19 protein-coding genes are annotated in these 13644 nt (G+C 34.0%); 5 read left to right on the top strand and 14 right to left on the bottom strand.

All coding sequences use genetic code 11. The features are described 5' to 3' along the window. Positions 1-79: 79 nt before the first annotated feature. Positions 80-229, bottom strand: coding sequence for a hypothetical protein (locus SLH52_RS06830; RefSeq protein WP_320208529.1), 150 nt, complete (start codon positions 227-229; stop codon positions 80-82). Between the two features lie 43 nt (positions 230-272). Next, a complete protein-coding gene (locus tag SLH52_RS06825) occupies positions 273-509 on the bottom strand; it encodes a YkuJ family protein (RefSeq protein WP_320208528.1) in 237 nt (78 codons plus the stop codon). A 183-nt stretch (positions 510-692) separates the two neighbouring features. Here SLH52_RS06825 and SLH52_RS06820 point away from each other — a divergent pair, with 183 nt between their 5' ends. Together SLH52_RS06820 and SLH52_RS06815 are read left to right on the top strand one after the other, a co-directional pair. Then, a complete protein-coding gene (locus tag SLH52_RS06820) occupies positions 693-1658 on the top strand; it encodes an MBL fold metallo-hydrolase (RefSeq protein WP_320208789.1) in 966 nt (321 codons plus the stop codon). A 196-nt stretch (positions 1659-1854) separates the two neighbouring features. Beyond that, entirely contained in the window at positions 1855-2094 is a 240-nt protein-coding gene (locus tag SLH52_RS06815) for a glutaredoxin domain-containing protein (RefSeq protein ID WP_320208527.1), read from the top strand. A gap of 50 nt (positions 2095-2144) precedes the next feature. On the opposite strand, the gene SLH52_RS06810 is transcribed toward SLH52_RS06815, so the two are convergent. The 3 genes from SLH52_RS06810 to fadH all read right to left on the bottom strand — a co-directional run bounded on the left by SLH52_RS06810 (position 2145) and on the right by fadH (position 4178). Next, complete coding sequence (locus SLH52_RS06810) at positions 2145-2669, bottom strand: DUF3993 domain-containing protein (RefSeq protein WP_320208526.1); 525 nt, start codon at positions 2667-2669, stop codon at positions 2145-2147. A 343-nt stretch (positions 2670-3012) separates the two neighbouring features. Then, positions 3013-3252, bottom strand: a complete 240-nt coding sequence (locus SLH52_RS06805; protein ID WP_320208525.1) for a hypothetical protein — start codon at positions 3250-3252, stop codon at positions 3013-3015. Positions 3253-3413: 161 nt separating this feature from the next. Then, the gene (fadH, locus tag SLH52_RS06800) at positions 3414-4178 is read right to left on the bottom strand and encodes a 2,4-dienoyl-CoA reductase (protein ID WP_320208788.1); all 765 of its coding nucleotides are present in this window, start codon (positions 4176-4178) and stop codon (positions 3414-3416) included. Between the two features lie 204 nt (positions 4179-4382). On the opposite strand from fadH, the gene SLH52_RS06795 reads away from it, so the two are divergent. Beyond that, positions 4383-5246: a metallophosphoesterase gene (locus SLH52_RS06795; protein WP_320208524.1), complete on the top strand. Its 864-nt coding sequence runs from the start codon at positions 4383-4385 to the stop codon at positions 5244-5246. A 116-nt stretch (positions 5247-5362) separates the two neighbouring features. Here SLH52_RS06795 and crcB read toward each other — a convergent pair whose 3' ends face one another. Then, positions 5363-5719: a fluoride efflux transporter CrcB gene (gene crcB / locus SLH52_RS06790; RefSeq protein ID WP_320208523.1), complete on the bottom strand. Its 357-nt coding sequence runs from the start codon at positions 5717-5719 to the stop codon at positions 5363-5365. A 22-nt stretch (positions 5720-5741) separates the two neighbouring features. Further along, positions 5742-6122, bottom strand: coding sequence for a CrcB family protein (locus SLH52_RS06785; protein WP_320208522.1), 381 nt, complete (start codon positions 6120-6122; stop codon positions 5742-5744). Positions 6123-6263: 141 nt separating this feature from the next. Between SLH52_RS06785 and SLH52_RS06780 the strand changes: the two genes are divergently transcribed. Then, a complete protein-coding gene (locus tag SLH52_RS06780; protein WP_320208521.1) occupies positions 6264-6482 on the top strand; it encodes a penicillin-binding protein in 219 nt (72 codons plus the stop codon). A gap of 497 nt (positions 6483-6979) precedes the next feature. Then, a complete protein-coding gene (locus tag SLH52_RS06775) occupies positions 6980-7447 on the top strand; it encodes a YkyB family protein (RefSeq protein ID WP_320208520.1) in 468 nt (155 codons plus the stop codon). A gap of 100 nt (positions 7448-7547) precedes the next feature. Here the strand turns inward: SLH52_RS06775 and SLH52_RS06770 are convergent, their stop codons facing one another. The 7 genes from SLH52_RS06770 to SLH52_RS06740 all read right to left on the bottom strand — a co-directional run bounded on the left by SLH52_RS06770 (position 7548) and on the right by SLH52_RS06740 (position 13342). Further along, entirely contained in the window at positions 7548-8324 is a 777-nt protein-coding gene (locus tag SLH52_RS06770; protein ID WP_320208787.1) for a menaquinol-cytochrome c reductase cytochrome b/c subunit, read from the bottom strand. 49 nt (positions 8325-8373) lie between these two features. Then, positions 8374-9048, bottom strand: a complete 675-nt coding sequence (qcrB, locus tag SLH52_RS06765; protein WP_320208519.1) for a menaquinol-cytochrome c reductase cytochrome b subunit — start codon at positions 9046-9048, stop codon at positions 8374-8376. A 3-nt stretch (positions 9049-9051) separates the two neighbouring features. Beyond that, on the bottom strand, positions 9052-9561 hold the full coding sequence (locus SLH52_RS06760; RefSeq protein ID WP_320208518.1) for a ubiquinol-cytochrome c reductase iron-sulfur subunit: 510 nt from the start codon (positions 9559-9561) through the stop codon (positions 9052-9054). Positions 9562-9713: 152 nt separating this feature from the next. Beyond that, positions 9714-10181, bottom strand: coding sequence for a YpiF family protein (locus tag SLH52_RS06755; RefSeq protein WP_320208517.1), 468 nt, complete (start codon positions 10179-10181; stop codon positions 9714-9716). A gap of 153 nt (positions 10182-10334) precedes the next feature. Further along, positions 10335-10871, bottom strand: a complete 537-nt coding sequence (locus tag SLH52_RS06750; protein WP_320208516.1) for a ReoY family proteolytic degradation factor — start codon at positions 10869-10871, stop codon at positions 10335-10337. Positions 10872-10951: 80 nt separating this feature from the next. After that, complete coding sequence (locus SLH52_RS06745; protein ID WP_320208515.1) at positions 10952-12208, bottom strand: tetratricopeptide repeat protein; 1257 nt, start codon at positions 12206-12208, stop codon at positions 10952-10954. Between the two features lie 228 nt (positions 12209-12436). Then, positions 12437-13342 carry a hypothetical protein gene (locus tag SLH52_RS06740; protein ID WP_320208514.1) on the bottom strand — a complete coding sequence of 302 codons (906 nt, stop codon included), beginning with the start codon at positions 13340-13342 and terminating at the stop codon, positions 12437-12439. Between the last annotated feature and the right edge of the window lie 302 nt (positions 13343-13644).

Raw genomic sequence — 13644 nt, 5'->3', positions numbered from 1 at the left:
GCTTTATTCGTGTATAGCTTTTATTACGAAAAGCAACTTTGAATGCGACAAAAAAAAAGAACCCTCTTTAATAGAAGGCTCATCCTTTACTCGTTTCGATATTCCGTGCAACAAAATTACATTTAGGGCATGTATAAATAACATTTTGATTTGATTGGGCTGTTAACACAGAAGTTATCGTTGATGTTGATTTACACTGTGGACAAACGACAAAAATATCTGGAAACAATCAACCACCTCCCTGAATAAAATAACGATGTTTTTTTTTACAATTACTGAATTAAATCAAATATCTCAATCGCAATCATATCAATATTATCAAATTGGTATCGCTTAGACTGCTCTCCTTTTTCAAAAACTTCCAACTCAAAAGCATTATTATTTTGAAAGAATTTAACACTGCATTTTTTTTCTCCTTCCACTTCAAAAAATCGCTGGGATAAATCTCCCTGCAACGTATTTTCACGCAAACTATTGAGACGATTTATGATTGCTTGTAATTGTGACATCATATCGCTCTCCTTTACTACATGGGTTATTATATATGTTTTACTATCAATGAAATTTTCATCACTATTTTTCATGATTTATCTTTCTGAATTTTCTGTTCATTACTTTACTTATATAAATAAAGCACATACAATAAAAGGTATTAAATACTCTTTTTGCAAAGGGGAGAGATACAATTGAGTATGCCTGTTCAAATTTTTGATGATATTTTTTTAATTGACGATTTTGATTTAGGAATGCAGGAAAGGACTGGGACTTTTGTAATTAAAACCGATAAGCCCACGATAATAGAAACTTGTGCTAGTCCATCTATTCCATACATATTGAAGGGTTTGGCTGATTTAGGAGTCGAACCTGAAGAGATTGTTTATATAATTGTGACCCATATACATCTTGATCATGCAGGAGGGGCTGGATTATTATTATCTCATTGTCCAAATGCTAAAGTTATCGTACACCCTAAAGGAGCAAGACATTTAGTAGATCCTTCCAAATTAATAGCAGGTGCTAAAGCAGTCTACGGAATGAATTTCCATACACTATTTGACCCAATTGTTCCAATCGAAGAAAACAAAATTGTAATTATGAAGGATAAAGAACAACTTCAAGTTGGTAAGGAACGAATGTTAACCTTTTACGATACACCAGGCCATGCAAATCATCATTTCAGTATTTATGATCCAATAAGTAAAGGAATATTTACAGGTGATACTCTAGGCATTTATTACAAACAATTAAGTGAGCTAAATATCTTGCTGTTCTTACCTTCAACATCTCCAAATCAATTTGACCCAGAAAAAATGTTACATTCTGCAAAAATGATTGAGCAACTAGATTTAAAATCCATTTATTTTGGACATTATGGCATGACTACAAATGTGGAGGAAGTATTCAGTCAACTTCATTATTGGTTACCGAAATTTATTGATGCAGGAACTAGAGGTATTAATAAAAATAATGAACATAAAGTTCGAGCAGTAACTGAAGAATTATTAACAATGATTTCTGCTTATCTTCACGAGCAAGGAGTTCCAGAAAACCATCCGATTTACAATATTATACCTATGGATATGTCAGTCTGTGCAATGGGAATTGTAGATTATTTAGTTAAGAATGATTTGGTTGAAGAAATAGCCCACGAAGGATGAGCTACATGTTGTATTTTTTTGCATATGTTACAATAGAGGTCTACAAAGCTGCTTACATACTTTAGCAATCTGTTAAACTCTGTCGAAACCATTAGAACAGTTTTAGCATCATTACTAAAGTACAAGAAACCAAGATCCCTATATCTTAAACTGATTTACAGCTTAATACAATATATCAGGAGGCCTACGATTTGTTATGAGAAGCATCACCGTATATAGCCAACCAGACTGCCCACCTTGTGAGGTTGTTAAAAATTTTTTGGCACACCACAAGATAACATATCAAGAGATTGACATTACAAAAAACAAACGTGAAAGAGACCGTTTAATTAATGAATATAAAGCCTATTCTACACCAACAATTATTATTGGTGATGAAATTGTTAAAGGTTTTGATCTCACAAAATTAGCAAATATACTTAATATAGAAGAATAGTCGAGAGTCTGTTTTAATGTGGGTTATACAAAACAAACAAGGTGGAGAGTCTACTCCACCTTGTTTGTTCTTTCAATTTCGCTAATTCGTCTCGGTTTACTCTCGCTACTTTCAATCTCCGCAACTTTCCATTCACCTTCAACCTTGCTAAGTGTGACAATTTCATAATGGTCAGGACTAGTAAATAAGATGTTGTTTTCTTCCAAAAAATATTCATAAACATATATTTGCTGCAATTGTATGTCGTATGTGACTACTGTTTGATCTGTATATGAAAAAAATGGAATGTAATAACGTGCAAAATCGGTTCCGAGAGTTATGTAACCATCTTCTTCTTGAACAACATTCTCACTTATAAACTGATTCATAAATTCATCATTAAAATACAGTGAGAGTAACTCAGTGATTTCTTCCTGTGTACGATAATCTTCACTTAAGGAGACTTGTGTGTTAAAGGCATCTTCGAGATGATTTATTATGTTTTCCTTGGAGGGGAGTGTATATAATTGCGCATCTTCAACAGAACAGTATAACAAAGCGATAGACAGCAACAGTTGGGTGAAGTAATTGACCAAAAAATTCTCCTCTCTTAACTAGATTTTTAAGTTAATATCATTGTATCAACAAATATGACTTGATTTAGTATAAATCGTTCGTAAATATCCATAATATTTTGACATTTTTTTCTACAGTAAATTTGTTTTTTTCTACATAAACTATAGTGGTGCACACAAAAACACCCTATTCTTGAAAATCTTATTGAGAATAGGGGTTAAGAGAAGACTTGGCTGACCAATTTAAGTTAACAACTAAATAACTTAAATTGGCTTGAGTGACAATTTGAGTTAACAACTAAATAACTCAAATTGGATTGGCTACCAAATTGAGTTAACAACTAAATAACTCAAATTGGATTGGCTACCAATTTGAGTTAACAGCTAAATAAATCATATAAGCAACAACCAATCCAAGTGCTATTAAATACGTTATAAAAATAGGGTTTCTCATAACTGGATGATCTTGGACCTTTTCATTTAATTCCGGATCATACTCATCTTGTTGCAACTTTAGTGCCCTTCCTAACCTGTAGGTATAGATTAGACCGATCGTTAATATAAGAATCGAAATAATCATCAGTATAAATGTTAAATTATTCACTGAATCACCACCTTCACACATCCTTTTTTTACTTTCTCACAAATAAGTTATCTATATTCAGACGTATTTTTTATGGTGATATTTACTAAATAAAATTAGGGATATACCAAAGAAATTATTTGGTATATCCCTTATATTCACTTCTATTTTGTTATTTTTTCTTAAAATGGGATTTGATTTAAATACTGGCCACCATCCATTGTCACACACTCACCATTAATGTATGCAGCATCTTCTGATAATAAATAGTATGCCAAGCTAGCTATCTCTTCAGGCGTTCCTAATCGACCTAATGGAACACTTTGGAGTGTACGCTTTGCTGCTTCTTCAGAAATAAACAATTTCTCAGCTCCACCTGTTCTTTCTATTGGACCAGGTGCAATAGCATTCACTCTAATCCCGTATTTTCTTCCCCATTCAACTGCTAAAGTTCTTGTCATTGTCAAAACACCAGCTTTTGCACATGCCGAATGAATAACTCCAGGACCTGCATCCCATGCATATGTAGCTACCATATTTAGGATACTTCCTTTTATACCTTTATCTATAAAATACTTTCCAACCTCTGAACTACAATAGAATGTACCGTTTAACACAATATCAATGACTGCATTCCAGCCATTTACAGATAAATTTTCTGCTGGAACTAGAAAATTACCTGCCGCATTATTTACTAGTGAATCAATTCTACCGAATTTTTCATCAGTTTCTTTTACCATTCGTGTAACATCTTCAATATTCCTAACATCCATTTGTACTGTCAACACTTGTCCGTCAAAGGTTTCTATTTCCTTTTTAACTTCATTAAGTTTTTCCACGTTACGCCCTGTAATGACAACATTCGCACCTTCTTGAGCAAATTTCATTGCCATGTATTTACCCATTCCACTAGAACCACCAGTTACTATAACTACCTTATCTTTCATCATGTGAACCCCCTTTTAAAATGAATGAATGTCCATTCATTTTAATCATACCATGTCTTTTCTAAATTTTCTAATCTTTTAATTAAGTTTATAGAAAATAATGTATGTTACTATTCTATCTTTTTATTCTCTCTGCTAACAAGTATAATAAACATAAGATTTATATAGATTTTATTTGTATTTATAGGTAGGTTGAAAAATAAAATGACACAGAAGCAAACGAGAAGAACATTTTTAAAACGCTCATTTTCTATCACTGTTGGTAGTTTGTTAGCAACCTCATTAGGTTATTATTATGCAAGGTATATTGAGCCAAAACAACTTTCTATAGTCCATCAAAATATATCCCATCAACTCATTCCCAAGAATTTTGAAGGTCTAAAAATTGTTCAATTTAGTGATTTACATATTGGATATAACTATAATTTGAAGCAACTTCAAAATGCAGTGAATAAAATTAACGAAGAAAAACCAGATATAGTATTATTTACAGGTGACTTAATTGATAGTCCTATGACATTTAAAGATGCTGATAAAATACCACCAATTTTAGAAAGTATTCAAGCCCCACTAGGTAAATACTCTATATACGGGAACCATGACCATGGTGGCTATGGATCAAATCTATATCTTGAAATTATGAACAAAGCAAAATTTACATTGCTAGTAAATGAATCAACTGTTATTAGTTTACCTGATGGTAATCAAATATGTTTAGTAGGAGTTGATGATTTATTACTAGGACATCCTGACTATGATAAAGCTTTGGAAAATGTTCCCCAAGAGCTATTCACGATATTATTAGCACATGAACCAGATGCTGCTCATTTGACATCAAAATATCCAATTCATCTTCAACTATCTGGTCATAGCCATGGAGGGCAAGTACAGCTTCCTTTTTTTGGTCCACTGATTACCCCTCCACTAGCAACGACATATGTTGAGGGTTTTTATGAAGTAGAAGAAAGCAATTTGAGTATCTATGTAAATCGTGGTATTGGGACAACACGCCTCCCATTCCGTTTTTTGTCTAAGCCAGAAATAACCGTCTTCCATCTTAATGCTTAAAAATAGGCTAGAGCATGTTTCTAGCATTGTATTCTACTATAAGTACATAATATTTACCGTTATTTATAAACTCCTATCCTGACGTGTTCTCACTAATTGATAGGAGTGAACACATTCTAAAACCAGCTAACCCCTAAAAAATATAAACCAATACTCCCTATGAACGTGAGGAGTATATATGATAAACCACTTACATACTTTTTCTCTAAGATTAATTCAACTGCCTCCACGCTGAAAGTTGAATACGTAGTAAGCGCTCCAAAAAAACCTATTGTTATGAGCGATTGAGCATGAGGGTATAAGCCATTTATAAAATGAACACTGATACCTAGTCCGAAGGAGCCAATCCAATTAACAATGATCATTGAAACCGGAAACCCTGAATGATTCTTTTTTTTTGAAATGAGTAAACCGATACTATATCGACTCATTGCTCCTATAGCACCCCCAAGCATGATTGACAAAATAGTCAACACCACTTCACCTTCCTATCACTTAACTTTTTACTCCTCGTCCAATTACTATCCCGATAAAAGATAATATTAAGCCTAGGAATAACGTTATACTTATATAAACAAACATTACACTTGAATATTCCTGAGTATTTAAAATATATATATCTGCGGCGAAAGCAGACATTGTTGTAAACCCTCCACAAAAACCTGTTCCAATACATAGTTTGATGGTGTTTTTTATTTCATATCTTACTGTTAGTCCTGATAACAAGCCTAATAAGAAGGAACCTACCATATTTGCAATAAAAGTGGCAATCGGAAAAAAGTCATTTCCAAGACCAACTTGCAATAAATAACGTACACATGCACCCAATGCGCCCCCAATTCCGACAGACAATACTTGTGTTAAATAGACCAACATCTAATCACTCCTATATTATAAAAACTTGAAGAAAGGTAAAATATAGGCTTAATTCTCCTGCACAGCTTGTAAGTAATCAAGCTCAACTTCCGCTTTTTCCCCATATGATGAAAAGAATGAACGATAGGAGGCGGATGAAATATGTATCCACATCATTTTCAACATTATCAAAGATTCCCATTCCTCCCATTTTTAGCTGGGCTTGCGATAAGCCCTTATATTTTTAGACCACCATATTATCCTCCTTATTACGGCGGCTACCCCTACGGCGGAGGATATTATTATGGGGGAGGTTACGGTAACCCTTACGGTTTTGGTTATAATTATCCTTTTTCGTATAGAAAGCAACCTTTTAATTAGGATGTTTTCGCATTAAATGCTGCTTTTCGTTAAAGACTATAAAAATCATATCGTACACATCAGTTATTCAAAAACAAAAAGAAACTAAGTTTACGCAAAGAGCCTTTAATTAACAATATCAAACATTTGCTGTCTAATTACCACTATTCAAGAGGACTTAAGTGTCCTCTAGATTTCTTCAGCCATACTCATTATCGATAAGCTGTAAACTGTACAGTGTGATTTATTTTACCATCAACCATAAACTATTTTCTCGATATATCTTTTTTTTTGCAAATTCATACACAAAATGTATAATGGTATATATATACATGCTAATTAATTTAAAATGCTCTTTTCGTAAACTAACAGTTAAATATGTCGTTTTACGAAAGTCATCGTTTTTATAGAAGAAAAGATGACTGAAATTCTAGCCGTATAAGTGAAGATTTTTTAGTACGAAACAACAATCTATACGAAAACAACTATTTTTAAAAGATAAATGAAAGGTGATGACTATGAATAACTCAAATGAAATTCCTCCACTGAAACCTACTATTAGTAACCTCACTAAGGCTATCTTCATTGTAAACCGTCATGCTAAAACAGCTACAAACCCTAAATTTCTGTATCTGTTAAAGCGGAAAGCTCTGCAAAAACTAGTAGCTGAAAAAAAGGCGGAAAAGATTGGCCTTCACTTCTCAAGAAATCCTCGAAACAGCATTCAGCAATCAGATGTACTCGTGTCTGCTGGTGATTATTTTTTCCATATGCCCCCTACAAAAGATGATTTTTCAAAACTTCCACATCTTGGGGATTTAAACCAAACATATCGTAACCCTAAGACGCATATGCCATTGTCACAGGCAAAAATGCTACTTCAAACTTACGTCGGTGTTAAAGAAGATCATACAGATAAAGCACCTCCATCTTCTCAACGACGTAAGAAACCAATTTTTAAAAAACTTGGACAAAGTTATTTTTAAACAGCTCTTTCAGTAAACTTTGTTGCTATTGCTAAAATAGTAGCAATCAAATGCAAAAACATCCTTAATAAAAAAAAAGCTGACTTTTAGTCAGCTTTTTTTAAGGCTTCAAGCTTTCGATAAACTCTGCAACCTTTTGAAGTTCTTCATCAGTTCCATTGAAAAGGCCTGGAGGCATTGCGCCTTGTCCGTTAATCACAATATTTGTAATTTCATCAACAGTTAAGCCTGTATCGATAAGTGCTGGTGCTGCAGATCCACCTAATAAGTCATTACCGTGACAAGATAAACAAGTATTTGCCTCTAATAATTTATAACCTTCAGCATCAGTATCTACCTCAACGTCAGGAACAATAACAATTTCTCCTTGCTTTTTAGCTAACTCCCAATCATGCTGATCTACAGATTCCCAAGTTAAGAAAGTAATTGCAGCGATTGATAATAGCATAAATCCTGTCGCTAACGGTCTTTTAAGAGGACGACGCTCAGGTCCTCGGTCAATAAATGGCGCGAGCAATAATGCACCAAATGCTAATCCAGGCATAATAAATGCACCTAATACTGTATACTGACTAGACGCATAAGTATATTTAAGTAATTGATATAAGAATAAGAAATACCAGTCAGGCAGTGGAGTATACCCAGTATCAGTCGGATCCGCCATACGCTCTAAAGGCGATGGATGGGCTACTGTTAAGATTAGGTATGCGGTAAGAAAGACTGCTCCTACCATCCATTCTTTCAATAAGAAGTTTGGCCAAAATGCCTCGGTTTTCCCTGGGTATTCCGAATAATCTTTCGGGATATTCGGTTTACGCATTTCTACCGCTTTCACGCGGGAATCACCTACAAATTTCATCCCTTTTCCACGATGCATATTCAATTCTCCCTCCTTTGTTTAAGGTATATACAATTATTCATATATTTTATAGTGGACCTGAAATTCCTTGCTTACGGATCATTAAGAAGTGGGCTCCCATCAATCCAAGTAAAGCTCCTGGTAAGAAGAATACATGAATAGCAAAGAAACGGGTTAATGTTTGTGCCCCGACAATTTCACTGTGTCCAGCTAATAGTGTTTTTAATTGTTCACCTATTAACGGTGTTTGTACTGCTATTTCTAGTCCTACTTTAGTAGCGAAGAGCGCTTTCATATCCCAAGGTAATAAATAGCCTGTGAACCCTAATCCTAGCATAACAAAGAATATTAAAACTCCAACAACCCAGTTAAGTTCACGTGGCTTCTTATATGCCCCTTGGAAAAATACTCGTAGCGTATGTAAAAACATCATAACAATAACTAAGCTAGCACCCCAATGATGCATTCCGCGAACAATTTGCCCAAAGGCTACTTCGTTTTGCAAGTAATAAACCGATTTCCATGCATTTTCAATATCTGGAACATAATACATCGTTAAGAACATACCAGATAAAATTTGAATGACAGTAACAAAAAATGTCAAGCCTCCAAAGCAATACACAAATGCTGAGAAATGATGAGCTGGGTTAACATGCTCAGGTACTTCATGGTCAGCTATATCTCGCCACAAAGGCGTAATGTCTAATCGCTCATCAACCCAATCATAAATCTTGTTTAACATTAATTACGCCTCCTTTCGTGGTTTTGCTTTTCCTAGATATAACGTCCCGTCCTCTACTTTAAAATCATACACATCTAGCGGTGCCAAAGGTGGTGTACCAGGTACATTCGTTCCATCCTTCGTATATAGACCAAGATGACATGGACAGAAGAAATGGTTAGGATTGCCTTCATCTGTATTCCAGTCTACAACACAGCCTAAATGCTTACATATAGGTGACAATGCTACGATTTCATCCTTTTCATCTTTATACACCCAAGCTGTGTAAGGAACCTCTGACTCATACCATGCATCAACTTGATGGACTTTAAAAGAATACGATTGTGGCTCGTTTGTTAAATCTGTAACTTGTGCAACAGGAAGCATTTCTTGTTCTTCCGATGGTCTAAGTACAGGGTCAACTGCGAAGCGAACCATCGGCATTAGCATCCCTGCCGCCATAAATCCACCGACACCAGTAAGAGTGTAGTTCAAAAATTGTCGTCTAGAAACTCGGTGATTTTTCTCGCTCATATTTTTCCCCCCTCTAAACATTGCTAGGTCCTTCTCGGACATACATTATACACATATAAAACTAGGACATACTCATGATATATCAATATGCCAATGAGGTCAATATTATCATTCTCTTAAAACATGTCAACTATGTGTCTTAATATAGAGATTTATTTGTTTTTTTCTCTCCACATATTAATAAAAAGTGGAATTAATTGGTTTACTTGTTCTTTCATCATTGTATTGTAGGCTTCGTCATCTAAATGTTCAAGTGGTAAGGCGGGCAACCAGATTAACATATCTTCCATTATAGATTCAATTTGCTTCCATTCACTATCACTTGTCAAAATGAAGATATGCTTTATGCCATTAGCTTTTAATTCAGTACACCACGTAAACAACTTATTTTTCTTCGTTTCTATTTCCTCATCTTGCATGTATGTAAACTGTGGTAAGAGCAATAACCTTCCTTTAAATTGGCGCTCCAACTCATTAGTAATCATTCCTATGAATTCTCCCATAGTTACAGTTGACTTGATATTTGAACCTAAACCGAATGGTATTAGTGGAATGATAGCAGAATCAACATAGTCTGCCGATTTCAAATACATGTCAATATCCTTGATTGTCCATCTCAAAATTTATCCCTCCATCATTCAGTCTTCAAAACTAAATTTCCTTACTAGCAAAAAACATATCATAATTACATTCATAAGAAAACTACAAATAAAAAAAAACCTTGCTAAATTATAACGCAAGGCTACATACAATAAAAAAAGTTCATAAAATGTTCATATTTTCTTTAAAATCTCAGTTAATCGGTTAAATTCATCTTTATCATCACAGTCAAGCGCCTCATCAATCAACTTTAGCAGTTTTTCTTTTTGGAACGATTGTATAGAATCCTCTAAAAACCTCTCAGCTAAAATGCGGTCTTTTTCATTGATATGCAACTGTTTTGGAATATATGGATTTTCCTCTAAAACAGCAGCATAATTGGGAGAATGTATCGATGCTCGAAAGTTTAGCTGTATATAAATCTCCTCTTCCCGATTTAACCTTATGTCATGAAAGGATTTTTCAGCATCTGTTGTCATCACATTTTCTTTATAAAAACGAAAGGGAACATCGTCAACACAATGTGTTGACATAATAATTCCTCGAGGGCAATATTGCGATTGTTCTACAAAATGAACGTGTTTCATTAGTTGATCATGACTCATTAAGTAGTTTAAGATCCAAACACACTCTCTTCTTTTTAATTGATAGTTACTTAAGAACCAACGAATAAAATCTTTTTTTTCATTAACAGAAACAGGAATCGCCATACTCTTCCTTCCCTCCTTTTCAACTATAAAAGGAAACAATTAACAGCTATACGAGTTAGACAACATGATACAATTAATCATTAATAATCCATTTGTAATAACATATCAGCAATTTCCGTATTGGCAGGGTCTAGTTCAAGTAACTGTGAAAAAACTGTTTTCGCCTCATCTCTCAGGCCTTCTTCAACTAAGAAATAACCGTACTCTTCAAGAAATGCAATATCATTGTTAAAGAAAGTATATGCGAGACGATAATGTTTTAATGCATCTGAAAACATTTCAAGTTTGCTTTTAGCTTTTGCCATTTGCCAAGCAAACTGGAGATCATCTAATCCATATTTTTTTGCTTCTTCAATTGTATATACAACCTCGTCATAGTTCTCCTCAATCATGAATAGTTCAATTAACGTATGTATTGCTTCGACGTATTCTGGATCTAAAGCTAAGGCTTCATATAGGTATTGAATCGCATCTGTATTCTCACCTGCTGAAATCGCTAATTTCCCTGCATAATAATATAATTCTTTATTATATTCGTCCACTGCAAGTCCTTCTTTTACTACTTCCAAGCTTTTAGTCGTAGCACCCTCATGCTCATAAGACTTTGCTAAATATAAATATAATGAAGTATATTCAGGATCGATCTCCTTAAGATCGGTGAGTTTATTAATTGCTGTTTGATAGTTTCCAGCTTGGTAAGCCGTAAATCCGTAACCAAACAATAAATTAATATCTACATTTTCTTCGAGTGCTGCTTGATAATATTGAAGTGACTTTTCAAATTCACCGCTTGAACTGTATGCTTCTGCAATACGTTGATTAAGATTTACTCCTGAAATTGTTTCACTATTTTCTACGAGTCGAATGAAGTACGTTAGACTTTTATTAAAATATCCATGACTTAGATAAAATTCTCCGAGGGCAAAGTCAATAAGTGGTTCATTAGGTAGGATACTTTTTGCTTCTAACAACTTTTGTTCACAAACTTCCTCTAAACCTTGCATTTCATATAAATCTGCAAGCAGCAATAACGCTTGCGGAAATGATGGATCTTCTTTGGATACAGTATTTAATACCTCAATAGCTTCATCTTCATGATTTAAGTCGATCAGCACATCAGCCAAGAAAGTTAATAACTCTCCTTCATTAGGATAAAGTAGTAACAATTCCTCAAGCATAACTTTGGCGTCATTTGCGAACCCTAAATCGAAATATATCTCCGCAATTCGGTACTTTTCGTCATCTGTACAGATTAGCTTTAAACTATTTAGAAGATCAATACCTCTCTCTACATCTCCATTATCTATATAACTTAACGCTTTATCAATTGTACTCATATAACAGTAATCCTCTCTTTTTAAACTCATTCTTATTGGCTGTTTTCGCATTGATTATTGGTTTTCGTTATAAGAAATACATACGTATAAACCAAGCAGTTGTGGCATCTTATCTCATTTTAAATGAGGTCAACTGCATAACTTTATTTTTTGCTTTTTAAGAGCAACAAAGTTTGTGAAAAGAGCCTTCTTATTTTATTATCACATCAAGTATTAATTATGTTCTGTTTATGTAGGTGCAGAAAAATACCCAGGAATTTTAACACTACATTCATTTCCAAAACCTGGACGAAAATCGATTTTGTCACCTGATTTAATAACTACACCTTTATGCACCGTTATAGCGGGGTTATGATTATGATAATCGACAAATGCATTTTGAGCAACTTTCTTTACTTGATCTTCATTGCTATACAAATTATAATCAACTTCCCCTCCAACTCGAATGTCCCCTTTAGCTGGATAGATTCCTATCTTTGTTAATATTTCCTTTGACAACGGTCTTCCCTCTTGTGGACATTCTGCAATAGTTGGAATTTTATGTGTTGATGTATGATGGTTCCAAATCTTCGTAAGCTTTTTTTGCTCTTGCTTTGATCGATTTTGCGAAACAGGGATAAATACAATTGGATATAAAAATAATGCTTCGCTAATCCATCCCCACTGTACATCAAATAAATCATCTTCACGTTCAATTTCAACTAATATTACTGGTATTTTATTTCGTTTACAAGCTCGTACAAAAGAAGGGGTTAATGTTTTCAAAGAAATCTGTACTCCAATGTAATAATCGATCGGACTGTTAACTAAATTTCTCCGAACTTTATTGAGTTCATTCATTAGCTGATTTTCATAAGGAATTTTACAAATAACAAGTATTGTTGTACAGCCCTTCATGAGGAAATGAGTTCGAAGGTGTTGTTTAAATAATTGAAAGGGGAGGGATGTCGATAGTGATAAATCAAGCATCACATGACCAGGTGTAACGATAAAACTATCCACGTTCATTTTAAGCGATCGAAACCTATTGGCGTTTTCTCTTATAAAGTCAATCCTATTATTTTTAACAAAAATTGAACATGCTTCGACTCCATTACTTCTTAACACTTTGGCTTCATCAATTATATATGCCATAATATCCCCCTTGAAATGATAAAAAGGTCTTATGACAAGCTATGTACGAAGCATGGTAACTATGACACAAATTATGAAATCAATAACGCCTCTCTCCCTCTCAATTCATATATCTCACGAAAGCATTTTTAACGAAGTACGATTACACATATTCCGCTCTTTTCATAATACTCTATCGATCAGCTTTGTTACTATTCTTTCAAAATTCAGCCAATCTAAATAACCTTTCATATAATTTACAACGCTATTGAGCATACAGACTCTTTTATGTTCAACCTGGTGATGAAAAACAACAATCTATG

It is taken from the genome of Cytobacillus sp. IB215665, assembly GCF_033963835.1.
Lineage (GTDB): Bacteria > Bacillota > Bacilli > Bacillales > SM2101 > Nanhaiella.
Note: the sequence above shows the minus strand (reverse complement) of the source record. Positions and strands in the feature narration are given on the sequence as shown.